General features: G+C 70.1%; 22 protein-coding genes. All 22 read right to left on the reverse strand.

Going from position 1 to position 25866, the window contains the following annotated elements; translation table 11 throughout:
* Positions 1-5 precede the first annotated feature (5 nt).
* Positions 6-1343, reverse strand: a complete 1338-nt coding sequence (locus ACNI65_RS17570; RefSeq protein WP_416758304.1) for a UDP-glucose dehydrogenase family protein — start codon at positions 1341-1343, stop codon at positions 6-8.
* Positions 1344-1465: 122 nt separating this feature from the next.
* Positions 1466-2473: an NAD-dependent epimerase gene (locus ACNI65_RS17575; RefSeq protein ID WP_416758305.1), complete on the reverse strand. Its 1008-nt coding sequence runs from the start codon at positions 2471-2473 to the stop codon at positions 1466-1468.
* 85 nt (positions 2474-2558) lie between these two features.
* Entirely contained in the window at positions 2559-3602 is a 1044-nt protein-coding gene (locus ACNI65_RS17580; RefSeq protein ID WP_416758307.1) for a glycosyltransferase family 2 protein, read from the reverse strand.
* A gap of 222 nt (positions 3603-3824) precedes the next feature.
* Positions 3825-4910: an acyltransferase family protein gene (locus tag ACNI65_RS17585; RefSeq protein WP_416758308.1), complete on the reverse strand. Its 1086-nt coding sequence runs from the start codon at positions 4908-4910 to the stop codon at positions 3825-3827.
* Between the two features lie 26 nt (positions 4911-4936).
* Positions 4937-5497 carry an acyltransferase gene (locus ACNI65_RS17590; protein WP_416758309.1) on the reverse strand — a complete coding sequence of 187 codons (561 nt, stop codon included), beginning with the start codon at positions 5495-5497 and terminating at the stop codon, positions 4937-4939.
* Between the two features lie 20 nt (positions 5498-5517).
* Positions 5518-7035: a lipopolysaccharide biosynthesis protein gene (locus ACNI65_RS17595; protein ID WP_416758311.1), complete on the reverse strand. Its 1518-nt coding sequence runs from the start codon at positions 7033-7035 to the stop codon at positions 5518-5520.
* A gap of 1 nt (position 7036) precedes the next feature.
* A complete protein-coding gene (locus ACNI65_RS17600; protein WP_416758312.1) occupies positions 7037-8035 on the reverse strand; it encodes a glycosyltransferase family 2 protein in 999 nt (332 codons plus the stop codon).
* A gap of 14 nt (positions 8036-8049) precedes the next feature.
* Positions 8050-9186, reverse strand: coding sequence for a polysaccharide pyruvyl transferase family protein (locus ACNI65_RS17605; RefSeq protein ID WP_416758314.1), 1137 nt, complete (start codon positions 9184-9186; stop codon positions 8050-8052).
* A 105-nt stretch (positions 9187-9291) separates the two neighbouring features.
* A complete protein-coding gene (locus tag ACNI65_RS17610; protein WP_416758315.1) occupies positions 9292-10125 on the reverse strand; it encodes a WecB/TagA/CpsF family glycosyltransferase in 834 nt (277 codons plus the stop codon).
* A 4-nt stretch (positions 10126-10129) separates the two neighbouring features.
* Positions 10130-11353, reverse strand: a complete 1224-nt coding sequence (locus ACNI65_RS17615) for a glycosyltransferase family 2 protein (protein ID WP_416758317.1) — start codon at positions 11351-11353, stop codon at positions 10130-10132.
* Positions 11346-12680 carry a glycosyltransferase family 4 protein gene (locus ACNI65_RS17620; RefSeq protein ID WP_416758318.1) on the reverse strand — a complete coding sequence of 445 codons (1335 nt, stop codon included), beginning with the start codon at positions 12678-12680 and terminating at the stop codon, positions 11346-11348. The genes ACNI65_RS17615 and ACNI65_RS17620 overlap by 8 nt, the downstream gene beginning before the upstream one ends.
* 35 nt (positions 12681-12715) lie before the next feature.
* Positions 12716-14176 (reverse strand): Atrophin-1 multi-domain protein, encoded by a 1461-nt coding sequence (locus tag ACNI65_RS17625; protein WP_416758319.1) that lies wholly within the window; start codon positions 14174-14176, stop codon positions 12716-12718.
* 4 nt (positions 14177-14180) lie between these two features.
* Complete coding sequence (locus ACNI65_RS17630) at positions 14181-14771, reverse strand: serine acetyltransferase (protein WP_416758320.1); 591 nt, start codon at positions 14769-14771, stop codon at positions 14181-14183.
* Positions 14768-15814: an acyltransferase family protein gene (locus ACNI65_RS17635; RefSeq protein ID WP_416758321.1), complete on the reverse strand. Its 1047-nt coding sequence runs from the start codon at positions 15812-15814 to the stop codon at positions 14768-14770. The genes ACNI65_RS17630 and ACNI65_RS17635 overlap by 4 nt, the downstream gene beginning before the upstream one ends.
* A complete protein-coding gene (locus ACNI65_RS17640; protein ID WP_416758322.1) occupies positions 15811-17379 on the reverse strand; it encodes an O-antigen ligase family protein in 1569 nt (522 codons plus the stop codon). The genes ACNI65_RS17635 and ACNI65_RS17640 overlap by 4 nt, the downstream gene beginning before the upstream one ends.
* A gap of 39 nt (positions 17380-17418) precedes the next feature.
* The gene (locus tag ACNI65_RS17645) at positions 17419-18225 is read right to left on the reverse strand and encodes an exosortase C-terminal domain/associated protein EpsI (protein ID WP_416758323.1); all 807 of its coding nucleotides are present in this window, start codon (positions 18223-18225) and stop codon (positions 17419-17421) included.
* Positions 18222-19142: an exosortase B gene (gene xrtB / locus ACNI65_RS17650; protein ID WP_416758324.1), complete on the reverse strand. Its 921-nt coding sequence runs from the start codon at positions 19140-19142 to the stop codon at positions 18222-18224. The genes ACNI65_RS17645 and xrtB overlap by 4 nt, the downstream gene beginning before the upstream one ends.
* Before the next feature lie 95 nt (positions 19143-19237).
* Positions 19238-20110, reverse strand: a complete 873-nt coding sequence (locus ACNI65_RS17655; protein ID WP_416758326.1) for a polysaccharide biosynthesis tyrosine autokinase — start codon at positions 20108-20110, stop codon at positions 19238-19240.
* 62 nt (positions 20111-20172) lie between these two features.
* Positions 20173-21591: a chain length determinant protein EpsF gene (gene epsF / locus ACNI65_RS17660; protein ID WP_416758328.1), complete on the reverse strand. Its 1419-nt coding sequence runs from the start codon at positions 21589-21591 to the stop codon at positions 20173-20175.
* 42 nt (positions 21592-21633) lie between these two features.
* Positions 21634-22515: a polysaccharide export protein EpsE gene (gene epsE / locus ACNI65_RS17665; protein WP_416758329.1), complete on the reverse strand. Its 882-nt coding sequence runs from the start codon at positions 22513-22515 to the stop codon at positions 21634-21636.
* Complete coding sequence (locus ACNI65_RS17670) at positions 22512-23531, reverse strand: EpsD family peptidyl-prolyl cis-trans isomerase (protein WP_416758330.1); 1020 nt, start codon at positions 23529-23531, stop codon at positions 22512-22514. The genes epsE and ACNI65_RS17670 overlap by 4 nt, the downstream gene beginning before the upstream one ends.
* A 426-nt stretch (positions 23532-23957) precedes the next feature.
* Entirely contained in the window at positions 23958-25862 is a 1905-nt protein-coding gene (locus tag ACNI65_RS17675; RefSeq protein ID WP_416758331.1) for a S8 family peptidase, read from the reverse strand.
* Positions 25863-25866 lie beyond the last annotated feature (4 nt).

Consider the following 25866-nt stretch of genomic DNA (forward strand, 5'->3'; position numbering starts at 1 on the left):
AGGGCTCACTCCGGCTTGCGCGTCCCCCGCCCGATGGCGTGGTGTTCAATGCCGAGGGTGACCATCAGCGATGGCTCATACAGGTTGCGGCCGTCGAAGACCACCGGCTCCTTGAGCTCGCTCTTGATCCGGTCGAAGTCCGGCGTGCGGAACTCCTTCCACTCGGTCACGATGACCAGCGCGTCGGAGTCCGCCAGCGCGTGCTCGGCGCGCTCGCAGAAGCTCACGCCCTGGAACTGCGCCAGCAGCTTGCCGGCCTCGTGCATGGCCACCGGGTCATAGGCCGCGATCGCGGCGCCGCGCTTGACCAGCTCCTCGATGATCACCAGCGACGGTGCCTCGCGCATGTCGTCGGTGTTGGGCTTGAAGGCCAGGCCCCACAGCGCGAAGCGCTTGCCCGACAGGTCCTCGCCGTAACGCGCGACGATCTTGTCGACCAGCACCAGCTTCTGGCGGTCGTTGGCTTCCTCGACGGCGTTGAGCACCTTGAGCTCCTGGCCGTACTCGCGCCCGGTGCGCACCAGCGCCTTGACGTCCTTGGGGAAGCACGAGCCGCCATAACCCGCGCCCGCGTACAGGAACTGATACCCGATGCGCGGATCCGAGCCGATGCCGCGGCGCACCAGCTCGATGTCGGCGCCGACCTTCTCGGCCAGCAGCGCCAGCTCGTTCATGAAGCTGATGCGCGTGGCCAGCATCGCGTTGGCGGCGTACTTGGTGAACTCGGCGCTGCGCACGTCCATCACGAAGAGCCGGTCGTGGCTGCGGGTGAACGGCGCGTACAACGCGCGCATCATCAGCGTGGCCTGCTCGTCGTCGGAGCCCACGACGATGCGGTCGGGCTTCATGAAGTCCTCGATCGCCGCGCCTTCCTTCAGGAACTCGGGGTTGGACACGACCGCGAAGCCGACCTTGGCATCGCGCTTGGCCAGCTCGTCGGAGATCGCGGCGCGGACCTTGTCGGCCGTGCCGACGGGGACGGTGCTCTTGTCGACGACGACCTTGTAGTCGGTCATGCGCTGACCGATGGAGCGCGCCGCGGCCAGCACGTACTGCAGGTCGGCCGAGCCGTCCTCGCCCGGGGGCGTGCCCACGGCGATGAACAGGATGGTACCGTGGTTGACGGCGGCGTCCACGTCGGTGGTGAACTGCAGGCGGCCGGCCTCGACATTGCGCTTGACCACCGCGTCCAGGCCCGGCTCATGGATGGGGATGCCGCCCTCGTTGAGGATGCGGATCTTCTCGGCGTTCACGTCCAGGCAGACCACGTGGTTGCCCATCTCGGCCAGGCAGGCGCCGGTGACCAGGCCCACATAGCCGGTGCCAATCGTCGTGACTTTCATTCCCACTCTCCTCGTTGATTCATGGAAGGCGGGCCGGGGCATGCTCGCCCGGCCGGGCCTTGGATGTCATTGCTGGCAGCTCACTGCTGGCAGGTCATTGCTGGTCGGTGACTGCTGGCCGGTCACTGCTGGTAATAGTCGCGGTACCAGGCGACGAAGCGCCGGATGCCCTCGGGCACCGGCATCGCGGGGCGGAAGCCGGTCCAGTCGGCCAGTTCCTCGACGTCGGCATGCGTGGCCGGCACGTCGCCGTCCTGCAGCGGCAGGAACTCCTTGATCGCCTCCTGGCCCACGGCCTGCTCGATCGCGGCGATGAAGTCCATCAGCGGGATCGGCGCGTGGTTGCCGATGTTGAACACGCGGTACGGCGCGTTGGAGCGCGCCGGGTCGGCCTTCAGCGGGTCATAGGCCGGATCGGCGGTGGCGGTGCGGTCGAGCACCCGCACCACGCCCTCGGCGATGTCGTCGATGTAGGTGAAGTCGCGGATCATCTTCCCGTGGTTGAAGACCTTGATCGGCTCGCCCGCCAGGATCGCCTTCGTGAACAGGAAGAGCGCCATGTCGGGCCGGCCCCAGGGGCCGTACACGGTGAAGAAGCGCAGGCCCGTCGTGGGCAGGTTGAACAGATGGCTGTAGGTGTGCGCCATCAGCTCATTGGCCTTCTTGGTCGCCGCGTACAGGCTGACCGGGTGGTCCACGCCGTGGTGCTCGCTGAACGGCATCAGCGTGTTGCCGCCGTAGACGCTGGAGCTCGAGGCGTAGGCCAGGTGCTGCACCTCGGTGTGGCGGCAGCCCTCGAGGATGTTGGTGAATCCGACGATGTTGGATTCGATGTACGCATGCGGGTTGACCAGCGAGTAGCGCACGCCGGCCTGCGCGGCCAGGTGCACGACGCGGTCGAAGCGGTGCTTGGCGAAGAGGTCGGCGATGCCCTGGCGGTCGGCCACGTCCATCTGGACGAACTCGAAGCCGGGCTTGCCGGTCAGGCGCGCCAGGCGGTCGTGCTTGAGCCGGGGGTCGTAATAGTCGTTGAGGTTGTCCAGGCCGACCACCTGGTCGCCCCGCGCCAGCAGGATCTGGCTGACGTGCATGCCGATGAAGCCGGCGGCGCCGGTGACGAGAACTTTCAAACCTGCTCTCCGGGGATGAGGCGTTGCGAATCGGCGCTGATTCTCACCCAGCCGGATGACTCTGAAGAGTCGAGCCCCCGCTCAGTCAGGGGTAGGCACGCGAGGCCGGACGCTGGGCGCCCGGCGCTTCCGGGGCCGGCGCGGGGGTGGCCGGCGGCGGCCGCAGCGCCCGCTTGAGCCGGGTCAGGCCCTGGTAGGCGCATTGCGGCAGCAGGCTCATGCGCAGCAGCCGGCGGCGCTCCTCGGCGAAGGCGCGGGTGTCGCAGGCGCGCAGCACGGCCCGGCCGGCGGCCTTGTCGCCCCACTTGATCTGGTGGTGGGCATGGCTGATGCGGAAGAAGTTGTGGAATTCCTCCATGTCCGCGCCGACCTGGACCGCCTGCGGGTGGGCGCGGCGCCAGGTCTCGCCGGTGTCGAAGAACACGTAGCGGGCCGGCGGCGCGTGCCGCACCAGCGCCCGGTCGTCGCCGTCGGCGTGGTAGCGGGCCCCGGGCTGGGGATCGAAGGCGATAGAGCCGCTGAACAGCAGCCGGATCCAAGTGTCGAGGTCCTCGCCCAGCCGCACGCCGACCGGAAAGCCGCCGGCCTCCAGCAGCGCGACCTTGTCCACCATCACCGCCGAGGAGCACACCGGCGAGCCCTGCAGCGCGATGCGATAGAAGTTCTCGGGGGTCAGCACGACGCGGGCGGACGAGTCCAGGCGCACGCCGGGCGTGCGCCGGCCATCGGGCTCGACGATCTCGTAGTTGGCGGCCCAGGCGACGGCATCGGGGACGGCCAGGCGGGAGCGCCACAGGCGTTCGAGGTGGTCGGGCAGCCAGGCATCGTCGGCGTCCAGGAAGGCCACCAGCGGGCTGCGCGCCAGCGCCACGCCCTGGTTGCGCGCCGCGGAGACGCCGCCATTGGGCTGGCGGTGCAGGCGCACGCGCGGGTCGGGGCAGGCCTGGACGACGGCCGCGCCGTCATCGGTGGAGCCGTCGTCCACCACGATGAGCTCGAAGTCGCGCACGGTCTGCGCGAGCACCGAATCCAGCGCGCGGGCGATCTGGCCGGCCTTGTTGTAGAGGGGAATGACGACGGACAGGCGGGGATGGTCGATCGGCGCGGCAGCGGCGGACGTGGTGCTCATGGAAGTCCCGGTGGCGGTTGGAACGCGGGACCGGGAGCCCGTGAGCCCGGTTGGGGCGCCGGCAGTCCCCAAGGACATCCACGGGAAGGGGGTGAGAGAGGATCCGCCCCGGTCTGGTGCCGATCTACGCCGTACGCACCAAAAAGCTTAACGCCGCACCAACACGGTGTCTTGCGCGGGCTGTCCCTGAAGGACGGCTCGGCGACCCGCGATCAGTTGGGGTCAGCCGGCCGCCACGGGACGGCCAGGCCGCGCGGCGGGGGATCCCGCCAGGCGCTGGCGCCAGGCCTTGGGCAGCTCGAAGAGCGCCATCCCGGCGCGTCCCTGCACGGCGCGCCAAAGCGCCCACGGCAGCAGTGTGCCCAGCACCAGGCCGGCGATCAGGTGGATGGGGGGGCTGGTCAGGCCCAGGCCCTTGATCAGCACGATGCGCACGCCGCTGGCGACCAGGATGTGGGCCAGGAAGATCGCCATCGAGGCCCGGCCCAGCGCGGCCAGCGTCGCGCCGACCGGTCGGGTCCGGGTGGACGTCGCGAGTTGGATCGCCAGCCAGGCCGCGGCGGACACGCCCAGCGTCGCGCCGGCGAGCTTGAGCAGCTTGGGCCAGGCGACCGCGACCGGCGGCTGGGACATCAGCGCCGCGAGCGCGCAGGCGCCGATCAGGACCCCGGCGATCGCGAGCCGCGAGACGGTCGACGGGTTCAGCGCGCGGCTGCCCAGCCAGGCGCCGATGGCGAAGTACATCAGATGGCTCGCGACGAGCGCGGCGGGCATGGGCCAGTCGCGCTGCTGCACTGCGAGGAGCAGCGCGCCGGTGACGGTCAGCGCGGCCACGCCGGCACGCGGATGGCGCCAGCACATCAGCAGCGCGATCACGCTGATCAGGAAGAGCGCGTACAGGAACCAGAACTGCGCGCGCGGCGCCCAGCCGAGCGCCAGCACGGCGGACAACTGCAGCGGGTTGCTGGTGTAGCGCGACATCAGCAGCTCGATGCCGCCTTGCAGCAGCGACCACAGGACGTAGGGATAGAGGACGGTGGCGACGCGGGTGGCGAGGTAGTCGCGCGGCCCGCGGCGGGTCATCGAACCGAGGAAGAACCAGCCCGAGAGCAGGAAGAAGAGCGGCATGTGGAAGGCGTAGATCGCCGAGTCCACGGTGGTGAACCACGTGCGGTCCATCGTCACACCGCCGTTCATCAGGCCTCGCGCCACATGACCGTACACCACCAGCAGGATGCCGAGGCCCTTGGCGACGTCGATCCAGTCGGAGCGCGCGGTCGAGGCCGGCGCGTTGGCGGGGCTCGTCATCGGTACTGCATTCATCTGGAATCCGATCAGCGCTTGTCGAGCACCTCGCGCTTGCGCAGCCCCTGCGACTGCTTGAGCGACAGGTAATGGCGCCCGCCGTCGACCATGGCGCGGAACGCGTCCATGTCGCGCGTGCCGATCTGCACGGCCGGGTTGCCGCCCAGGATCGCGCCCGCCGGGTGCGACTTGGTGACCACGGCACCGGCACCCACGATCGTGCCCTCGCGCAGCGTCACGCCGGGCAGGATCATCGCGCGCATGCCGACCCAGACGAAGTTCTCGATGGTCACCGGGCGCAACAGGTCGACCTCGTCGTACGGGACCATGGTCGCGTCCTTGTAGCGATGCATGGACGTCATCACCGCCACGCCGGGCGCGAAGATCACGTGGTCGCCGATGGTCAGGCCGCCCTGGCCGTTGAAGTAGCCCTTGCCTTCGATGTGCACGTGCTGGCCGAGCGTGATGCGTTCCGGGAACACGAAGTCGTTGCCCGGCGCGATGCCGCAGCCCTCGCCGCGCGCCTTGAACGCGACCTGCGGCGCCGGTCGTCCCAGCAGTCGCCGCAGCAGGCTCGAGAGTCGTCCCATGTCTTGTTTCTCCGTTGAGCTCACGCCGCGCGGCGGAGCTTGCCGCGCAGCTTGCCGAGCACCGCCTGGCGGTCCTCGCGGCGCAGGAACACCGTCCACAGCAGCAGCACGCCGCCAGCACCGACCGCGCATCCGGCCAGCGCCAGCGCCAGCCACGAGTTCGGCGCGGCCAGCCGCGACACGGCCAGCGAGGCGCCGAACACCAGCGTGGCCATCGCCAGGATCGGCAGCGCCTCGCGGGCGAAGGTCCACCACGGCCGCGACAGGATGTGCGCCGCGTACAGCGGCGTGAAGACCAGGTTGCGCAGCAGCAGCACGAGCCCGCCCGCGATGGCGATGCCGTACAGGCCCCAGGCCTTGGCCATCGCGATGGCCAGCGCCAGGTTCACCACGCCGGCCAGCACCTGCGTGATGCCGGGCACCTTCACATGATTCGTCGCCAGGCTGACGTTGTGCAGCGGCAGGTAGGCCAGGTTGAGCGCCAGGTGCGCGGTCGCCAGCACCATCACGCCCCACAGCGGCGCGAACGCCGGTCCGAGCCAGACATGCAGGATCGATTCCGAGAAGCCGCAGACGATGCCGATCGGGATCGCCATCACCAGGCCCAGATGGCGGACCGACGCGCGCGCGTAGTCGATCATCTCGTCGAGACGGCCTTGCGCGTGCAGCGTCAGGATGGTCGGCCCGAACACGCCGGACACAACCAGCGCGAAGTTGCGCAGCAGCATGGACCACTGCAGCACCAGCGCGTACTGCCCGCCCGCGGCGGCGCCGACCACCTTGTTGGCCACCAGCAGGTCGATGTTGATCAGCAGCAGCGTGCCGATCTGGCTGATGAAGACCCAGCCGCCGGTGCCGCCGAGTTCCTTCACCATCGGCCACGAGAAGCCGTCCAGGCGCGGCCGCAGCGCCGGCGCCAGCCGCCGGGACGCCACGATGACCACGGCGATCGTGGCCAGCGCGGCGCACAGCACGCTCGCGCCCACCTGCCAGAGCTTGGGCAGTGTGAAATGGAACAGCGCGAGCACGACCACCACGCGGGCCACCAGACCGAGGATGTTGCCGAGGTTCTGCAGGTCGAAGCGGTTCCGGCTGTAGACCACGGCCTGGAACGGCGTGCCCAGCGTGGTGACGGCCAGGCCGCCCACCGTCAGGAAGAACAGCCAGCCCGCGTCGCTTTCCCAGCCGGCGGGTACCTCGATCCACTGCGCGATGTGGGTCAGCAGCGGCAGGCCCAGCACGCACATCAGCAGCCCGACCAGCGCCGAGGCCCACAGCGACGAGTTGAAGATGCCGTTGGCGCGCACGGTGTCGCCGCTGCTCATCGCCACCGTCAGATGCCGCCCCACCGCGGCATTGAGCCCGGCGGTGATCACATTGAAGTAGCCGGCGACGGTGACCGCGAGCGGCACCAGGCCATACGCCGCCACCCCCAGGTGTCGCACCAGGTACGACACCAGCCACAGCGACACGACGATGTTCAGCGCGAAGAACGCGACATTGCTGACCAGGTTGGCCCCGAGCTTCCCCTGCCCCACGTCAACCCCGCGCGTCCGGTGCCGACGCCGACGCCGTCGCCGGTGCTGCCGGCGCGGCCGCTCGCCGCCGCAGCACCGCCTGCACCCGGCCCAGCGCCCGGTACACCGGCTGCGGCAGGCGGCTCATGCGCAGCAGCCGGTCCCGCTCCTGCGCGAAGACCGGCGCGTGGCACTGCTTCAGCACCGCGCGACCCGCCGCCTTGTCGCCCCACTTGATCTGGTGATGCGCATGCACCAGCCGGAAGAAATCGTGGAAGGCCTCGATGTCCTGTGCCACCTGCGTCGCTTCCGGATGCGCGCGCACCCAGGCCTCATCGGTATCGAAGAACACATAGCGCGCCGGCGGCGGATTGCGCACCAGCGCCCGGTCGTCGCCATCGGCGTGATAGAACGCGCCCGGCTTCGCATCGAAGGCGATCGGGCCCGAGAACAGCAGCCGGATCCACGTGTCCAGGTCCTCGCCCAGCCGCACGCCCGCGGGGAATCCGCCCACGCGCTGCAACGCCGCGCGATCCACCGCCACCGCCGACGAGAACACCGGCGTCCCATGCCGCGCGATGCGGAAGAAGTTCTCCGGCGTCAGCACCACCCGCGGCTCGGTCACCACCGACACGCCGGGCGTCAACACGCCCGCCAGGTCCACCACGTGATAGTTGCGCGCCCAGGCCACCGTGCCGGGATAGGCCTGACGCAGCTGCCACAGGCCCTCCAGGTGATCCGGATACCAGGCATCGTCGCCATCAAGGAAGGCGACCACCTCCGCCCTCGCCTGCTCCACGCCGCGATTGCGCGCCACCGACACGCCGGCATTGGCCTGCCGGTACAGCCGGATGCGCGGATCCGAGTAGGCCGCGACCAGTTCCGCGCCGCGGTCCTTGGAGCCGTCGTCGATCACGACGATCTCGAAGTCCTGGAAGGTCTGGCCCAGCACGGACGCGAGCGCCCGGGCGATCTGCCCTTCCTTGTTGTAGAGCGGGATGACGACGGAGATCAGGGGCATCGAAGCAGCGGACATCAGCGACGGCCCTCGCTGTACGGGGCCGCGGTGAAGTTCAAGCGCGCCATCTCGCACGAATCCTGGATCGAGCGCGACCACGGCGGCGCCGCGCGTCCGCCGATCGCCAGCTTGGCCACGCGCCGCGCGGCCTCGACCGGATCCTCGGTCGCGTCACCGACGCGGCCCTCGGGCCGATAGCCGATCTCGTCCAGGAAGTCGCCGCACTTGCGGTGGTACTCGACCAGGATGAAGGGCACGCCCGCCGTGTAGGCCAGGATGCACGCATGCAGCCGCACGCCGAAGATCGCGTCGCAACGCGCCAGCTCCGCGTAGACCCGCTTGGGATCGGGGTCGTAGGCCAGCCGCTCCACATGCGGATACCCGTCCAGCGACGCGATCACCTCATCGGTCACCGCATCGTCGCCCGAGGACGCATGGCCGTTGAACACGAAGAAGCGCAGCGCGAAGCCCTCCTCGGCCAGGGCCTTCACCGTCGCCTTGACCGAGGCCACGCGACGGCGTTCGTTCTCGAGATTGCCGTTGCCGTAGTAGCGCTCGACGTTGCACACGCTGACGCCGATCACCGGCCGGCCCGCGGGCCGCTCCGGCAGCGCCGGCGCGGGGCTGTCAGTCATCACGTCCAGCATCAGCAGCGCCGGATCGAAGGCCTGGATCACCGGCGTGTCCACGTTCATCGCCTTCACGATCTCGAAGGACGCGCGGTCGCGCACCGCGATGTAGCTCATCTCGCCGATCAGCTTGCGGATCTCGCGCTCGCCCTCGGTCGACTTGAACGGACCCACCGACACGCCCGCCGCGGCGATGGACTTGCGACCCACCTTCTGCACCAGCGACTGGCGCAGCAGGTTGACCCACAGCTCCTGCGGCGAGTGCAGCGTGGAGCCGCCGAAATAGACCATGTGCCGCGCGCCCAGCCCCGACAGCGTGCGCGACAGCGTCTGCTGGCCCGGGTAGCGGCGCTCGGTCGGGATGATGGCCTGCGCGGGCTGGCTCAGCACCGGCAGCTCGGTCGCGACGAACGCGAGGTCGCGCGCGCCCCAGTACTTGCGGCTGCCCCAGTCCGCGACGACGCAGAACACGTCATCGCCAGTGTTGCGGTAGCCGTAATAGCCGTTGAACAGGAAGTCGGTCATGCGGAATCCGAAGAAGGGGACCAGGTCGAGGGCCGTGGGGGGCGGGACGGGAATCGAGGGAATCAGGATCGAGCGAACAGGGAACGAGGGATCGGCGTCGCGCGCTCAGACGGCGGAGCCGCGTCCGCGCCGCGTGGCCGATCGCCACAGCAGGCCGGCCGCGAACGGGATGCCGTCCACCAGGTAGCGCCGCGCCAGCCGGCCCGGCTCCTGGACCAGGCGATGCACCCATTCCAGGCCGCTGCGCTGCATCCAGCCCGGCGCGCGTTTCACGTCGCCGGCCACGAAGCTGAAGCTCACGCCCACGCCCAGGTACCAGGCGCGCGGCGCCAGCGCGCGCAGCCGCGCGATCAGCTTCTCCTGCTTGGGCGAGCCCAGTCCGATGAACACGATCTGCGGCTGCCAGCTGGTCAGCAGCGTCTCCAGCCGCGCCATTTCCTCGGGCTTCTGCTCGAAACCGAAGGGCGGGCACAGGCATCGCACGCGGCCCGCGGCCACCGCCTCGGGAATCAGCCGCGCGGCGGCGGCCTCGGCCGTGCCCTCGTTGCCGCCGATCAGCGCGATGCGCAGGCCGGCGTCCGCCGCCGCGGCCATCAGCGCGACGAACAGGTCCGAGCCCGTCAGGCGCGTGGGCAGCGGCGTGCCTTGCAGCTGGCTGGCCCAGACGATGGGGCGGCCGTCGGCGGTGAAGATCGTCGCGTCGGCCACCAGCGCGCGGAACGCGGGATCCACGCGCCAGCGGCGCAGGATGTCGATGTTGGGCGTCACCACCCAGCCGCCGCGCGCGGCGCCGGCCTCACCGACGATGTGCGCGGTCAGCTGCGGCACGGTGCTCGCGACGAAGGGCAGCCCGTCCACCTGGATCGTGGGCAGCGAGGCCGCCGCACCGGCGCTCGCGCTGGCTGCGCTGGAGGCGGTCGTTGAAGTGAAGGTGCTCATCGGATCAGACATCTCGCTTGGTTCTCACCCAGTCCACCTGCCGCTTCACGACGAAGCGCAGGTAGAGCGGGACCTTGGCCAGCAGGATCAGCGGCGCGCGCGCCAGCTCGCCCAGCGTCAGCAGGTCGCCGGCCCAGCGCCGCTGCGCCAGCACGATGGCCGCCATCAACGCGCCCAGGCCCGCCAGCGCCACCGCCAGCGGCGCCGTCCAGCCCAGCCACACCGCGAGCAACAACTGGACCAGCGTCCAGCCCACCAGCAGCATGCCCAGCAGCGCCAGCGGCGGGACCAGCATGTCCATCACCTGCAGCAGCTGCGCGCCGCGGCCCGGCCGCATCGATTGCCACAGCAGCCGCGGGCCCTCGCCCACCAGCATCGCCAGGTGACCGTGCTCCCAGCGCGTGCGCTGGCTGGCCTCGCCCTCGTTGCTCTTGGCGAAGACGCTGGTGACCAGCGCGTCCTCGCACAGCAGCGGCGGCGCGCCCAGTTGCGCGAGCCGCACGCCCAGCTGCATGTCCTCGGCCAGATGGCCGCTGGCCAGCGGTGCCTGCACCGCCACGTCCCACGGGAAGGCCATGCCGGTGCCGTACAGCCCGCAGGGCAGGCCGACCTGGTGCATGCCGCGCGGGCGCACCAGGTTCTTCACGCGCATCGCGAATTCCGCCACGCGCGCCTTCAACCCGTCATTGGCCGCGGACATCAGGTAGGTCGCCTGCACCGGCCGGCCGGTGGCGTGCGCCACCGCGGCGATGCGCGTCAGCAGCCGCGGCCCCAGCAGGCAGTCGGCGTCCAGGATGATCACGACATCGGGCGCGTGGCCGGTCTCCAGCGCCAGTCGCTCCAGCGCGCGCACGCCGAAGTCCAGCGCGTAGCCCTTGCCGCGCTCGGTCGCATGGCTGCGCTCGACGACGGTCACGTCGAACTCGCGCGCCTGCGCGGCCGTGTCGTCGCTGCAGTTGTCGGCCACGACCACGATGCGGTCCATCGGCGTGAGCTGCGCCAGCGCCTGCATCAGCGTCGGACGCAGGCCGCGGCCCTCGTTGTGCGCGGGCATCACGACAGCGATGCGCGGCGGACGTTCGAACTCGGGCAGCGCCCGGCGGTCCGGCAGCAGTGCCAGCACCACCTGCGTCAGCACCAGCAGCGCCGGCACCGCGACCAGCACGCTCAGCCCCAGCACGATCAGCCACGGCAGCCCCAGCAGCGATGCGGTCAGCAGCTCAGGCATGTGCGTTCTCCTTGGAGCCCGTCGCCTCGCGGTGCGCCGAATAGGTCTTGGCCGGCGACGCGTACTCCTCGAAGAGCGCGACCAGCTTGGCCGCCTCGCGGTCCACGTCGTGGCGCTCGAGCGCCGAGGCGCGGGCACGCTGGCCGACGCGGGCCAGTTGCTCATCGTCCAGTCGCAGGCAATCGAGCATCGCGCGCGCCAGCGCGTCGGCGTCGCCCGCGGGCAGCAGCCAGCCGTTCTCGCCGTCGCGGATCAGCTCGGGGATGCCCGCGATGCAGGTGCTGACGCAGGGCCGGCCCAGCGCCATCGCTTCCATGATCACCACGGGCAAGCCCTCGGCGAAGCTCGCCAGCACCAGCGCGCGCGCCGCGAGCAGCTCCTCGCGCACCGTGTCGCTGGAGATCCAGCCGGTGATGCGCACATGGCGCTGCAGGCCGAGCTGCGCGATGCGCTGCTCGATGGTCTTGCGCAGCTCGCCGTCCCCGGCGAGCACCAGCTCGAAATCAGGCACCTGGCGCGCGACCTGCGCCGCCGCCTCGATCAGCAGCAGGTGGCCCTTCTGCTCGGTCATGCGGCCGATGCTGATCAGCCGCTTGCCGCGCGGCGCGGGCGCCTCGACGGCGTGGAACTCGGGATCCAGCCCGCAATGCACGATGCGCAGCTTGGGCCACTCGGTGTAGGGCACCCAGCGCGAGAGCTGGCTGCGGCAGAACGAGGTGATCGCGGCGACGAAACGCGCGCCGCGGATCTTGGCGCCCAGGTGCAGGAAGTCCGGCCGGTCGAACTCCTCCGGACCGTGCACCGTCATGCTGTAGCCCGGACCGCCCAGCGCCTCGATCAGCATGCCGACCTCGGCCGGGTTGGTGCCGAAGTGGATGTGCAGGTGCTCGATGCGCGCGGCGGTCAGCACCGGCATCGCGGCGCAGGCCTCCATGAGGTAGACCAGATGGAAGGGCCAGGGCCGGTCGGCGCGGCGGCTCAGGCGCAGCGCCAGCTTCAGCGCCGAGAGGAACTTGCCCGGCGCGCGCGCGGCCTGCGCCAGCGTCGCCTTCACCAGGCCCAGCGAGCCGTCCTTGAGCAGGTAGTGCGTGCGCGACTTCTCGGCCTGGTCGACCGGATCGGGCGCGTCGTCGTCCCAGCCGCGGATGGCCAGGCGCAGCACGTCCAGGCCCTGCTGCTCGACCGCGAGGATCTCGCGGCGGATGAAGGTATGGCTGACCTTGGGGTAATGGTTCACCAGGTAGGCCACGCGCGGGCGCGGGCCGGCCGAGGGCTGGCCATGGACCTCGGGCGAGGTCTGAGGGGCTTGGTCATCCAACTGCTTCATGATCAATCGTTCCTCCCGGGTACTGCGCTTCGCTGTCAGGTCGACACCGGCATGAGCTCGCCGCGGGCCCAGCCATCGCCGGACGCCGTGGCGCGCACCACCAGGCGCGAGCCTGCGAATTTCTCGGGCCACTCGAAGGTGACCGACTTGCCGTCCGCCAGATCGCCGCTGTCGTAGGCCACGCCTCCGCGCGCGCCCTGGTCGCCGCCGCGGATCTGCAGGCGCAGCGTCGCGCCGTTGCCGGTGCGCGCGGTCAGGCGCAGCTTCTGGCCAGGCTGCGGCTTGGCCCAGGTCACCGCGGTGATGTGGCGCCCGGCGTTGTTGATGAGGGCCAGCCCCGGCTTCGCGTCCTTGAACACCACGGCCTGCTGCCAGGTGTCGAATCGCGGTTGCGCCTGGGCCTGCAGCTCGTCGCGATCGGCGCGCCAGGCGCCGCGCATCGACAGCAGGTTCAGCGGCTGGCGCAGCTCCACCGGCTTGCCGTGACCATCGAGCCAGCCCTTGGCCGAGCTCACCCGGCGCAGCGCCAGGCGCATGCGCTCCAGGTCGCTCGCGGCGCGGCTGTTCCAGATCTTGGCCGTGTGCAGCTTGGCGTTGCTGCCGATCTCGCAGTACACGACGAAGGGCGTGCCCACGTTGCGGTCCACGACGTAGCCACCGTAGACCTTCAGCGCGTCGGCGATGCGGCGCAGCCGCGCGTCGTCGATCTTCGAGGTGTCGAAGTCCGGCGGCAGCATCAGCAGCGCGCCCTCGGGGATGCGGCCGTTGTTGTTGTTCAGGCCCGCGTCGGCGGACGTCGCCGGGAACACATAGCCCGGGTCCGCGCTCAGGCCGTTGAAGGTCAGCGAGATCGCCAGCGCGTGGCGGATCGGACCGGCGCCCTCCTCCAGCTCGTGACGCCGCACCAGGCCGCCCATCGTCGGCACGGCAGCCGCGCGCGCGCCCTGGAAGTAATGCGCCGGATCGCCCCAGCCGCGGCCGTCCAGCCGCGTCCAGGCGTACTGCTTGGCGCACCAGCGGTCGTCGACGCGGGTGAGCTTGTAGAAGGAATGGATGATGCCGGCCTCGGGATCGACGATGTCGGCGTGGCCGTCCAGGCCCTCGGCCGGATCGACGCTCGCGGGCCAGTGCGGCAGCACGACGTCGGGCCGCGTGGATTCGGCGTCCGGGTCCCACACGCCGGGCTGACCCGGCAGGCCGACGACACGCATCGGCGGGTCGCTCGGCGCGCACACGAAGACCCCGGTCGACCATCTGCCCGACTCGAGCGCCGGGGCATAGGACGCCTTGGGAATCTCCCAGTCATCGAGCACCGGATCGACCGGGCGGCTGTTCCAGGGCGATTGCGCGGAGAAGGGACGCAGCACGGTGCCGAAGGCGGCGGCCTTGTCGGCCTTGTCGCCCTTCTCCACCGCGGCGCGCAGCGCGGCCGGCAGCGTCGAGACCGTCAGTCCCAGGCTCGTGGCGGCACACCAGTGGCGTCGATTCCAGGCCATGGCGTCAGTCCTCCATCATGGCGAGCGGCGCCTCGGCCGGCGCCATCGCGGGTTCGATGATGCGCGCCGGATTGCCCACCGCGGTCGCGCCCGCGGGCACGTCGCGCAGCACCACCGACATCGCGCCGACCTTGCAGCCCGCGCCCAGTCGCACGCCGCCGAGCACCTGCGCGTACGCGCCCAGTTCCACGCCGTCCTCCAGCACCGGGCACGAGCCGCCCTCGACGCGGTTGCCCAGCGTCACGCCCTGGCGCAGCGTGCAGTTCGCGCCGATCACGGTGCCCGGGTTCACGAAGATGCCGCCGAAGTGCCAGATCCGCAGGCCGGGGCCGATGCGGCAGTCCTTGGGCAGGCTGATGCCGGTCAGCGTCTCCACCGCGCGGAACGCGAGCCAGTACCACCGCGTGTGCCAGCGCCGGGCGCTGCCCTCGGGCATCGCGTCCACGCGCCGGCCGTAGCGGTACACCCGCAGCGCCCACAGCGACTGCTCGCGGCGCAGCGCGGACGCGCCGCCGCAGCGGGCCAGGTCGGCCTGCCAATCGGCGTCTTCGCGAGCGTTGCGCGGGCTGCGAGCGTTCTGGGGCGCGTGGTTCATCGCAGCCCCTCCTGTGGTGCCGGGGTCGCGCGCCGCCCGGCGCCCACGCGCTTGGCGAGATCGTTGAAGCGGCGCTCGATCTGGAAGGTCGACACATGGGCGACCGCGAAGAGCACCAGCAGCAGCAGCGGCCGCTTGAGGTACTTGGTGACGACGTCGCCGCTGCCCAGCCAGGTCGCGGCCAGCGGCAGATGCCAGATGTAGAGCGCGTAGGAGACCGTCGCGATGTAGGCCAGCGTCGAGCCGCCCAGCACGCGCGACAGCGGATGCGCGGGTTGCGCCATCAGCGTCGCGACGAAGGCCGCGGCCACGTAGGGGCGCAGGAAGCTCAGCGGATTCAGGCCCGGATGCGGCAGGAAGCTGCACGCGAGCAGCGCGATCAGCAGCAGCGGCACCAGGCCGGCGCGCGCCAGCTGCGCCTTCACCGCGACCCAGTGCCGCGAGTGCATCATCAGCGCCAGGCAGGCGCCGGCGAGCAGGTCATCCGCGCGGAACCAGGTGATGCTGGACGCGGTGACCTGGTGCCCGATGCGCAGCGCCGTGATCGCCAGCAGCAGCGCGGGGAACAGCCACCAGATCGCGCGCACGCGCAGCCACAGCATCAGCGCGGCGAGCATGTAGAACTGCACCTCGACGCACAGGCTCCAGAAGTGGTCGGTCGGCGGCACCAGGCGCTGCGGCGGCAGGTTGGCGTAGAAGAGCAGGTAGCTCAGCGCTGTGTCCAGCCCCACCGGCCACATCCACCACACCAGCGCCAGGCAGATCCACGCGGCCGGCACCACGCGCAGCAGCCGCCGCGCGACGAAGGAGGACACCGGCGGCTGCTTCAGCAGCTGCCCGGTGATCAGGTAGCCCGACAGGATGAAGAACAGCGCCATGCCGAAGATGCCCAGCGACTCGTTCAGCGGGATGCCGCCCACGCGCAGCGGGAACAGGTGGGTCCACAGCACCGCCAGGATGCTGATGGCGCGCACGCCGTCGAGCACCGGCTGGCGTTCGCTGCCGGCGCCCGGTGCGGGGGTGGCTGTCGCTCCGACGCTCATCGCGCGCCTTCCCAGCCGCTCATCGGCATCGTGGCCGAGAACTCGCTCACGCGCGGCAGCGTCGCGGGGAACTCGCTGTGCGCCGGCTTGCCGTGTGCCGCAGGCGGACGGTAGCGGCTGGGGCGGATGCCCCAGGGCCGGCGCTGGCGGGGATCGGCCGCGCCGGCGATGCGGCAGGACAGCGCGCACACCGCGCCCATCGTCAACCAGAAGTACCAGTTGTAGATGAGGTACGACAGCATGTTGTCGGACAGCGAGACCAGGAAGTTGGACACCAGCAGCGACAGCGCGATCAGCGCCAGCAGGAAACGCACGCGCAGCAGCGGGCGCAACATGCGCGCGGTCGACAGGTAGACCCAGCCATACGCCGCCACGCCCAGCACGCCGTACTCGAAGAAGACCTGCACCACGGCGCTGTGCGCGCCCCAGCTGCGACCGCCGGCCATCGAGAAGAAGGTCGACGAATGGAAGATGAAGGACTCCGCGCCGTAGCCGAAGAAGTAGCGGTACTTGGCCATCCACGACAGCGCGTCGGCCCACAGCAGCTTGCGCCACGCGAAGGAATTCAGCTTGGCGTACTGCACGACCTGGTTGCCCTCGGCCAGCCCGGCGACCCGCTCGCGGACCTCGGGAATGAGCATCGCCAGCATCCCGCCGATGACGAGATAGATCAGGTAGCGCCGCTCACGGAACACGCCGTAGACGATGAAGATGAACAGCACCGAGATCCACGCGCTGCGCGTCTTGGTCGCGAACAGCAGCCCGACCAGCAGCAGCATGTAGAGCACGACCGTCGCGGTCGCCAGCGGACCACGGCCAGCCAGACCGCTCTTCCAGCGATAGAAGATGACGCCCACGGACAGCACGAGATAGAACGCCAGGATGTTGGCGTGAGGGAACGGACCGCCGTACCGGCTGGCCGCGGATTCGAAGCCGTCCACGCTACCAGCCGTTTTGCCCAGGCCGATGTAAATCAGGGTGACAAGTGCGACGGGCACTGAGGACCAGGTGACCAACTTCAGCATCTTGTTCAGATCCGCTTCTTCCCTCACGAGATAGAAGCTGACCAGGAACAGCGCCACCACCGACAGCTGGCCCAGGTACAGGCGCACCGCCTGCACCTTGTCCGGCGAATAGACGAGCCCCAGCGCCTGCACCGCGATGAAGGGCAGCCACACCATCCACGCGATGCGCGGCACGCGCTTGGGATCACGCGCGATGATGATCGCGGCCAGCACGAGGATCAGCGCGTTGAGCAGCCCGCCCAGGCCGCCGATGGCCGCAAGACGCGTCTCCTCGAAGACCGGATTGGCGCCCGCGCGCACCAGCAGCACCACGAGCAGGAAGGCCTCGCGGCTGTACAGGAACAGGAAACCGGTCACCAGCATCAGCGGCAGCACCGCGAGCATCACCGGCTTGTCCGCGGCGGCGCCACCGACCATCACCGTGATCAGCCCGATGGCCACGGCGCCGCTCAGCAGCCCGATCAGGCCGAGCAGGGACACGCCCTCCAGGCCGTCCCGCCACTGGCGCCACGCGCCTGAAATCCGTCCCACCGCGCTCATCGCTGTCATCCCATCACCCCATGCACCCCGGCGCCGGCCTCATCGCACCAGCATCGTCCGCGTGCCCGCGGGCACGGCGGCGACCAGCTCGCGCAGGAAGCCTTCCATCACGACCTGCGACTGCGGCGCGCTCTCCGCCTTGCCCAGGCGCTGCGACGCGCGCACCAGCATGCCGTCGGGAACGCGGCCGCGGAATCCCTCGTTGAGGATGTACCAGCGCGCGGCCATGCCGTCGCCGCCGTACTGGTCGCCGATGCGGATCCAGTAGCGCACCGCCTCGAAGCCGCCGCCACGGGCTTCGGCCAGCAACTGCGTGGTGGGCACCGGCGCCGCGCGTCCGGACGTGGCCACGGGCTGGCCGTCGCCGAGGCGGCGCACCAGGAAACCTTGCGCCGGATAACAGACCTCGGGCCGATGGACCTTCACGTCCTGGCGTTGACGCTCGCCCCAGGCCAGCGCGAGCTGCACCTGCTCGCCGTGGCTGTTGACGTAGGTGCGCATCACCGTCTGGTCATAGGGCTGTTCCTGGACCGTCTCCACGCCCTGCGACACATCCACCTGCGCGATGCTGTCCGCGATCACGCGCCAGTCGCCGAAGGCCTTGGGCACGGTCGCGTCGAGGTTGGGCGCGCCCTGCATCGCCTGCAGGCGCGGCGTGGCCACCCACGCGCCGGCCGCCGCGGCGGCCATCAGCGCGAGGCCCGCGGCGCACACCGCCAGGGACAGGCGCGGCAGGCGGATCGGGCCGTTGGAGGGCGCGCCGGAAGGCGTACCCGTGGGTGTACCGGAGCCCGGAGGCGTCGATGAAGACGAAGACGTGGATGTCGACGTGGACGGGATGTTCATGCGGCCTCCTTGCCGCGCGCGCGGCTCCAGCGCAGGGACAGCGTGCGCAGCAGGCCGTCCACGACGACGATCAGCATCAGCGCGGTCAGGAACAGCGCCATGCCCGAGAACTCATGCATGAAGCCCTGCCCCACGTCGTCGCCGAAGTGGTAGGTCAGCAGCGCCAGGATCAGGATGCGGATCACGTTGGAGCAGTAGGAGATCGGCACGATCAGGATGGCCAGCGCGATGTTGCGGAACACCGATTCATGGCGCACGACGTTCATGTAGAGCAGGCCCAGCGCCTCGAGCGTGAACAGCGAGTTCAGGCCCGCGCAGGCATCCGCCACCATCAGCTGGTAGGGACCGATCTGCAGGATCACGCCGGCACGCGCGATCGGGTAGCCCAGCGTGTACATCAGGAACTCGGCGCCCCAGGACGCGGCCAGCTTCATCGGCTGCGTGATGACGTCGACGATGGACGCCGGCAGCGGCACCGCGAAGAGCAGCAGGAAGAACGCGAACCAGTAGCGGCGCGCGATCGCCGGGCCGGCCAGCAGCAGCGCGAGTCCGAGCAGCACCGGCAGCAGCGAGCCCAGCTCCAGCAGCGCCAGCGACTGCGAGCGTCCCACCACGTAGGCCAGCAGGCCCAGCACCAGCACGGTCCAGCCCGCCACCGGCGCGGGGCGGACCTGGAAGGTCTCGCCCTGCGAGGCGAGGCGCCGCGTCTGGAAATAGAAATACCAGGCCGACAGCGCCAGAACGATGGGGCCGTGGGAATTGCGGTCGCCGCGCCACGGACCATGGATGAAATCGATGATCGTGGGCACGTACAGCACGGCCAGGCCCAGCGCCAGCGCCAGCAGCGCCATGCGGTTGGCCGCCCAGAAACCGGGGGCGAGACGGTCGCCGGGTCCGGCGAAGAGATTGCGCGACATCACTTTCACTGCGATCCCTGCTCAAGCGTCAAGACAAGCGAAGACCCGCCGGCCGAGGCCGGACGTGTCTCCTGCGAAGGCTCTGCGGCCCTGACTCAATATTGGTTCATGACGGTCCCCACCAGCGTCGTGGTGACGCCGTCGAGACTGTCGGTGAGGTCCTGCAGCGCGGTGACCCGCGACTTGTTCTGGCGCGCCAGGACCAGCGCCGCCCCGCAACGCGAGGCCACGATCGCCGCATCGGCGCCGTACTGGCCGGCGGAGGTGTCCACCAGCACATGGTCGAACTTGCCGGCCAGCTCCCGCATCAGCATCCCGAACGCGGGCCGCTCCAGCAGCTCCACCGGGTTGGGCGGCACCGCGCCCACGGGCAGGATGAACAGGCTGCTCAGCCCTTCCACCTGCTGGATGACGCGCGGCTCGCTGCGTCCCGACAGGATCGAGGACAGGCCCGCCTGGTTGTTGACGTCGAAGATCTCGTGCTGGCGCGGGCGGCGCAGGTCCGCGTCCACCAGCAGCGTGCGCCCGCCCAGTTGCGCCAGCGTGACCGCCAGGTTGGCGGTGAAGTAGCTCTTGCCGTCCAGCGAGTCGGGGCTGATCACGGCCAGCGCGCGGCGCGGTTCGCCCTCGCGGTACAGCCGCATCGTGATCTGGCTGCGGATCGCGCGGAAGACTTCCGACTGCGACGAGAACGGCTGGTTCAGCGCGACCAGCTCGGGGCTGCGCGACTTGCGCTCATTGGGCGCGTACGGGTAGTGGAACTGCTTGGACAACGCCTCCAGCACGTCCTCGGCGTTGGCGTAACCCAGCGCCACCGCGGCCTCGCCGAAACGGATGCCGCGCTCGCGCTGGTACTGCAGCACGCGCTCGACCTGGTCGGCGCTGAGGTTGCGGGTCTCGGCGATGATCGCGCCGATCGAGCGGTCATGCACGCCGGTGCCGGGGGGCTTGTTGAGGGTTCCGTCCACGGATGAGCCTTGCGCCTGAGAAGCCTTGGAAGCTGGGGACATGGGTTCGTGCAGATAGGACATCAGGCGGCTCCTCGCGGTGCGCTGGCCGAGTGTCCGAGCAGTCTGCGCTCGGCCCCGGGCAGCGCCGAGGCGCGCTTGCCCGGCGCGGGCAGCACGCCCAGCATCGGCAGCGGCAGCACGGCCATGACGTCGTCGGCATCGCGCACCTTGCGGTCACGCATCTCCAGCAGCAGCGCCAGGCCCACCGCCAGGATCACGCTGACGACGAAGGCCAGCGCCGTGTTCAGCAGCAGCTTGGGCGACGAGGGCTTGAGCGGGGCCACGGCCTCGGTCAGCACGTTGACGTTGCTCTGCGTGGTCTGGCTTTCCAGGCTGGTCTGCGTGAGCCGCGTGGTGATGTTCTCGTAGGCGCGCTGGGCGCTCTCGGCCTCGCGCATCAGGCCGCTGGCGTCGTCGCGCGCGGCCTTGAGCTTGGCGACCTTCTCGCGCTGCGCCTCGAGCTGGGCGCGGATGTCACCCTCGCGCTGGCGGTTGATGTTGTTGGCGACGGTGACGCCGCCGCTCACGCGGCCGATCTCCGCGCGCAGCTTGCTGCGCACGTCGGCCACCGAGGCCTTGGCCTCGATCACCTGCGGGTGGTTGTCGCCGTAACGCGTGCCCAGCTCCTGGAGCTTGGCCTCGGCGCGGCTCAGGTCGGCCTTGAGCTGCATCACCACCGGGTTGGCCAGCACGTCGGGCAGCTGGTCCGCGCCGCGCGCGGCCTGGCCCTGGCGGCTGCTGGACTCGGCCGACAGCCCCTGCAGCGCCACCAGCTGCGAGGACAGCTCCGACAGCCGGTTGTTCTCGACGTCCAGGCGCTCGTCGCTGGCGATGATCCCGTGCTCGCGCTCGTAGTTCGAGAGCTTGGCGCGCGTGGCCTCGAGCTTCTCCAGCGCGACCTTGGCCTGCTGGTCGAAGTAGCCCGCGTACTGGCGCGCCGGCTCGACGCGCAGGTCCAGCGTCGTGGACACGTAGGCCTTGACGAAGGCGTTGGCCAGCGTGGCCGCGAACTGCGGATCGGGCGCGCGGTAGGCCACCGTCAGCACGTTGCTCTCCTTGGAGGGCTTCACGTCCATGTTGGCCTGCAGGAAGGTGATGAGCCACTGCTCGATCGTGCCCTCGCCGCCGGTGGAGGTCTGCCACTGCTCGCGGATCGCGGGCACCTCCGACAGGCGCAGGTCGCGCACCACGCGCAGCGCCACGCGGTCGCTGGCGATGACGTCGACCTGCGTGTTCATGAAGGCCGGCGAGGCCAGCCCCGGGTAGATCAGCGCGGAGATCGGATCGGGCTTGGCGTCCACCACGACCGAGGCCGTCGCCACGTACTTCTTGGGCAGCACGAGGCTGACGGCGAACGCGGTCAGCGTGGTGAGCAGCACCACGAGCACGACCATGGACCAGCGCGCGCGCAGGATCGAAAACAGTTTGCTAGGCGTCACGGGACCTCCTCGGTCGGGCCGGCGGGCCCGACATCACACAACTCAGAACAGGCTCTCGCGGACGAAGATCACGTCGCCGTCCCGCAGCGCCTCGTCCATCGCGGGCTTGATCTCCTGCACCTTGCCGGCGGTGTCCTTGCGATGCACGCGGATGCCGCGGTCGGTGCCGCGCAGCGTCAGACCGCCGCCGGCGGCCAGGCCCTGCAGCAGCGTCATGCCGCGCTCCAGGCGGATCTGGCCGGGCTTCTGGACCTCGCCGTAGATGTAGATCATCGGGAAGCGGTCCACCCACAGCACGTCGCCGTTGAGCACCACCACGTCCTGCTCGCGGCCATTGGGGCCGAACAGCGTGGGCAGGTCCACTTCCAGGCGGAAGGGCTTGCCGCCGCGCACGCCGGTCAGCACGACCTGGTCGCCGCCGGTGGCCGCCACGCCGCGCGCGTTGGCCAGCAGGTCGGTCAGACGCGTGTCCGCGACCTCCAGCGGATAACGGCCCGGCTGGTTGACCTGGCCCAGCACGCTGGCCTGGTTGCCGGTGACCTTCAGGACCACGATGGTGACCTGCGGCTGCTTGACGAAGTTGCCCTTCTTCAGGCCGTCGGCGATGCGGGCTTCCGCGTCGCTGATGGACAGGCCGCCGATGCGCACCACGCCCAGCAGCGGGAAGGTGATCGTGCCCGCTTCCGACACGCGCGTCTCGAGCAGCATGTCCGGGTTCTGGAACACGTTGATGCGGATGGCGTCGCCCGATCCCAGGCGGTACTCGGCGGCCGCACCGGTGGACAGGCCCGCGGGCGCGGGTGTCGCGGCGGGACGCGCGGGCGTCTGCGCGACGGCACCGCCGGCGGCGAGCGAGGCGGCCAGCAAGGCCGAGGCGGCCGTGGTGGCCAGCGAGAGGATCGGGAAGCGACGCAGGTTGATCATTTGATGCCGAGGCCCTTGGCCAGGTTGTTGTCCACCGGGCCACTGGCGCCGGCGGGGCTGTCGGACGCAGCGGGCGCGGGCGCCGGTGCTGCGGGCGTAATCGGTGCGGCAGGCGCGGACGCCGCGCCGGGCGCGGCCTCGGCGAACTTGCCGACGTATTCGATCTTGGCGTTGTCGCGCATCGCCTTGAGGTCCTTGGCGACCAGCTCGTTGCGGCGCTGGTTCAGCAGGAACATCTCGATGGACGCGCGGGCCTGCGCCTCGGAGGCGGGCTGGCGCTGCGAGCCGGCCAGGAACAGCACGGTCAGGCCCGTGGGGCTGCCGTTCATGATGAACTGGCCGTCCTTCAGACGCGAGATCGCGTCGAGGTTGTTCAGCGGGATCTGCTCGGCGGAGCGCACGACCTGCGTGCCGACGAACTTGAAGTTGTCGCTCTTGAGCGTCTCGAGGAACTCGGGCAGGGTCTTGGACCCCTGCAGCTTGGCGCGGATCGTCTCGAACTGATCCGGCTTCGCCTCGATGTTGATTTCCTGCAAGTTGTAGATGCGACGCTCGGCAAAAAGTGCCGGCTTGTCGTTGTAGTACTGCTTGATTTCCTGGTCGGTCGGCTTGGTCACCGTCTCGCCCAGGTGGTCAGCATAGGCCCTGGCGATGATCTCCCGCTTCGCGGTTTCGATCTGTTGCACCACCCGCGGATCGCGGTCGAGCTTGAGGTCCTGCGCCTTCTGCACGGCGAGTTCCTGGTCGATCAGGCGCTCCAGGATCTGGCGCGACGCGGCATCGGCCTGCTCGGGCTTGACGTTGGGCTGACGCTGCAGGACGAAGTTGATCTGGTGGACGGTGATCTCTTCCTTGTTGACCTTGGCCGCGGTCTGCGAGGCCTTGGCACCGCTGCCGCCACCGCAGGCGGCGAGCAAGGTTGCGGCAACAACGGCGGCGAGCACAGAAGAAACGGCAACGGCCGGGCGGGCCTGTCGCGCTTGATGTCCTTGAACCCGATTCCTCATCTCATGCATGTTGTCGACCTTGGTGTTATGTCTGTGCGGCAGCCCGTCTCACAGGCCGGCAACGCGTGAAGCGCGGTCGGCGAGTTTAGCCCTGCACCATGACGGCACTGCCCCGTTCCTGGCTGTCCGAAGGCCTCCATCCCGGGTTCGAAGGGGTCCATAGCAAGAATGGGTCCTGCCCCCGCCCGCCGCGGGCGCCGAGCCCCCGCGAACAAGGGGGAAACCCGCAGGAAATCGGCCTCGAAACGCTCTTTGCAACGGCTTGCAAAAACCGTCAGCAAGCGCCTCGCGCGGCGACAGTCCCACGCAGGCCCTTCCCTCGACCTTCCCTCGCCCTGGCCTCGTGCGCGGCAGGCACCGCCAAGGCGCGAAAGCGGAAAAAAAGGCCGCCACCCTTGCGGGCGGCGGCCTCGTTCAGCCGGCGTGAAGAACGGATCAGGGGATCTTGTTCAGCGCGTTGACCGCGTCGATCAGCCCGAAGCCGTCATACAGGCTCCAGCCCTTGACCGCGCCAGCGCCCGAGAACGGGATCACGCGCGCCGCGGGCGTCGTCTGCAGGATGCTCTTGATCTGCTTGGGCGTGAGCGTGCCGGGGCCGCCCGCCTTCTGCAGCATCAGCGCGGCGACACCCGCCGCGTGCGGCGCGGCCGCGCTGGTGCCGAAGAAGTTGTTGAAGCCGTCGCCCTCGTAATCCGAGTTGGGGAAGAAGAAGGTCGTGTTGCCGCCGTCCGGCGCGGCGAAGTCGGGCTTCTTGCGGGTCTCGGGCACGGCCAGGCGGTTGCCCGCGGCGTCGAAGGCGATCGTCACCGGGCCGGGGCTGCTGAAGCTCTCGAAGGCCGGGGTGAACGGGCTCTGCTGCGCGGCAGGGAAGGTGTAGCGGTAGGCGGCCACGCTGTTGGCCCCGGCCGCGGCGCTGTGGCCGAAGGTCGTCGGACCCGAGCGCACCTGGAACGGCGCGCCGCCCCAGCCCTCGAGGCTGACGATGCGCACGCGCGAGGCGAGCTTGGTGCCGGCGCTGGTGCGGCCGACCATGATCCGGTACGTGCCGCTGGCGCCGCCCGACAGGCCCACGATCTCCTCGGCGTAATCCGCGGCGATGTTGTTGGACGCGAAGGTGAAGACGCAGTTGCCCGCCGCGTTGATCAGGTAGAAGTTCAGGTCGGTGGTGACCTTGCCCTGATAGAAGAGGTCGTCCCACTGCAGCAGCAGCGTGGAGCCCGAGCCGCTGTAGGTCACCGGCAGCGCGTACACGCCGCCGCCGAAGTCCAGGAAGCCGCCGGCCTGGTTGGCCTTGGTGCTGCCCGAGGACGGCGAGCTGGTGCAGGTGTTGAGCGAGGCCAGGTTGACGTTGCCCAGGTTGGAGGGCGTCGTCGAGAACGTCGCCACCGGCACGTCGATCGCGCCGCCGCCGCCGGCCGAGCCCTGGTTGCCCGCCGAGGAGAAGTAGGCGACCTGACGGCCCGCCAGCGTGGTGCTGTTGGCCACGTCGTTGACGGCCTGCGCGACCTGGCCGTCGGAGAAGAAGGGCTCGTCGTAATAGAAGACGTCGTCGACGATCACGTCCGCGCGGCAGGCGGCGTTGGTGCGCAGCGTGCGGATGTTGTCGGCGAAGGCGGCCTCGCCGGCGAACGCGGTGGCGAAGCACAGGTCCGCGCCCGGGGCCACGTCCTGCACGATCTGCATCATCGCGCGGCCCTCGTCGGTGTTGCTCGGATCGGCGCTGAGGTCGATGACGAACTTGGGCGGACGCAGGTCACCGCTGGCGATGTCGTTGGCCGCGCGGATCGTCGTGAAGGATGAGGGGGACGCGTCATACGAATCCGACAGCACGCCCACCGTGATGCCCGTGCCGATCCAGCCGGAGGCGTTGGCGACGTTGCTGCGCATCACCGGCCCGCCCTGCGAGGTCGTGACGCCGACGTTCTTGTGCGGGCGGCGGGTCAGCTTGGCCAGGTGCAGGCCGCTGGTGGAGGACAGCCCCGCGAGCGCCGAGGTCGGCACGTAGGCCGAGATCGCGCCGTTGCCGAACGCGCGGTTCACGCCGGTCACCTTCGCGCCCGAGGCCTCGAGCGAGGCCTTGAAGTCGTCGATGGAGGTGCCGGCCTCGAGGTAGATGTCCACGAGCACCCGACCTTGCGCGTCGCTCATGGACTTGACGTTGGCCTTGATCTCGTCGGTCTCCACGGAGAGCGAGCGGAACTGGCGGCGGGCCTGCTGGTCGACGAGGTCGGACAGCGCGCCGTCCAGGCGTGCGTGCTGGGCGCTCGCGGCGCCGCAGGCGGCGAAGGCGAGCAGCGCGGTCAGGGTGCGCAGGCGGGGAGTGATCTTGGAAGTCGTCATGGCG

This window comes from Roseateles sp. So40a (assembly GCF_048081605.1).
Classification (GTDB): domain Bacteria; phylum Pseudomonadota; class Gammaproteobacteria; order Burkholderiales; family Burkholderiaceae_C; genus Roseateles.

Coding starts and splice junctions, on each gene's coding strand:
- ACNI65_RS17675 (WP_416758331.1), bottom strand. CDS start 25,862: ATGACGACTTCCAAGATCACTCCCCGCCTGCGCACCCTGACCGCGCTG.
- ACNI65_RS17640 (WP_416758322.1), bottom strand. CDS start 17,379: ATGAGCGCGGTGGGACGGATTTCAGGCGCGTGGCGCCAGTGGCGGGAC.
- ACNI65_RS17590 (WP_416758309.1), bottom strand. CDS start 5,497: ATGGGACGACTCTCGAGCCTGCTGCGGCGACTGCTGGGACGACCGGCG.
- xrtB (WP_416758324.1), bottom strand. CDS start 19,142: ATGTCGCGCAATCTCTTCGCCGGACCCGGCGACCGTCTCGCCCCCGGT.
- ACNI65_RS17605 (WP_416758314.1), bottom strand. CDS start 9,186: ATGACCGACTTCCTGTTCAACGGCTATTACGGCTACCGCAACACTGGC.
- ACNI65_RS17635 (WP_416758321.1), bottom strand. CDS start 15,814: ATGAGCGTCGGAGCGACAGCCACCCCCGCACCGGGCGCCGGCAGCGAA.
- ACNI65_RS17620 (WP_416758318.1), bottom strand. CDS start 12,680: ATGAAGCAGTTGGATGACCAAGCCCCTCAGACCTCGCCCGAGGTCCAT.
- epsE (WP_416758329.1), bottom strand. CDS start 22,515: ATGATCAACCTGCGTCGCTTCCCGATCCTCTCGCTGGCCACCACGGCC.
- ACNI65_RS17580 (WP_416758307.1), bottom strand. CDS start 3,602: ATGAGCACCACGTCCGCCGCTGCCGCGCCGATCGACCATCCCCGCCTG.
- ACNI65_RS17570 (WP_416758304.1), bottom strand. CDS start 1,343: ATGAAAGTCACGACGATTGGCACCGGCTATGTGGGCCTGGTCACCGGC.
- ACNI65_RS17625 (WP_416758319.1), bottom strand. CDS start 14,176: ATGGCCTGGAATCGACGCCACTGGTGTGCCGCCACGAGCCTGGGACTG.
- ACNI65_RS17615 (WP_416758317.1), bottom strand. CDS start 11,353: ATGCCTGAGCTGCTGACCGCATCGCTGCTGGGGCTGCCGTGGCTGATC.
- ACNI65_RS17585 (WP_416758308.1), bottom strand. CDS start 4,910: ATGACGAGCCCCGCCAACGCGCCGGCCTCGACCGCGCGCTCCGACTGG.
- ACNI65_RS17610 (WP_416758315.1), bottom strand. CDS start 10,125: ATGAGCACCTTCACTTCAACGACCGCCTCCAGCGCAGCCAGCGCGAGC.
- ACNI65_RS17600 (WP_416758312.1), bottom strand. CDS start 8,035: ATGCCCCTGATCTCCGTCGTCATCCCGCTCTACAACAAGGAAGGGCAG.
- ACNI65_RS17645 (WP_416758323.1), bottom strand. CDS start 18,225: ATGAACATCCCGTCCACGTCGACATCCACGTCTTCGTCTTCATCGACG.
- ACNI65_RS17630 (WP_416758320.1), bottom strand. CDS start 14,771: ATGAACCACGCGCCCCAGAACGCTCGCAGCCCGCGCAACGCTCGCGAA.
- ACNI65_RS17670 (WP_416758330.1), bottom strand. CDS start 23,531: ATGCATGAGATGAGGAATCGGGTTCAAGGACATCAAGCGCGACAGGCC.